Source organism: Rhodoplanes roseus (genome assembly GCF_003258865.1).
GTDB lineage: Bacteria > Pseudomonadota > Alphaproteobacteria > Rhizobiales > Xanthobacteraceae > Rhodoplanes > Rhodoplanes roseus.
Genome location: NZ_NPEX01000905.1, coordinates 1 through 254, shown reverse-complemented (window position 1 = coordinate 254; position 254 = coordinate 1). Strand labels below are relative to the sequence as shown.

The window sequence follows — 254 nt, the reverse complement described above, 5'->3', positions numbered from 1 at the left end:
GGCGCCCGTTTCCGCTTGTGGGCTCCCGCTCAGAGCGCATTGACGCTGCGCCTCGCCGGCCAGGATCTGGCGATGAACAAGGCCGATCGCGGCTGGTTCGAGCTCACCGTGCCGGAGGCCGAGGCGGGGCAGGACTATCAGTTCGTCCTGGAAGACGGTTTTGCCGTTCCCGATCCGACCGCAAGGGCACAGGCGGGCGACGTGCATGGGCCGAGCCGGCTCGTCGATCCGAAGGCGTATCGCTGGCAGAGCGC

At 68.5% G+C, this 254-nt stretch carries 1 pseudogene; it reads left to right on the top strand.

Annotated elements, in window-relative coordinates:
- Window positions 1-39: 39 nt before the first annotated feature.
- Window positions 40-254, top strand: a pseudogene (locus tag CH341_RS32945) (malto-oligosyltrehalose trehalohydrolase); the annotation flags it as partial.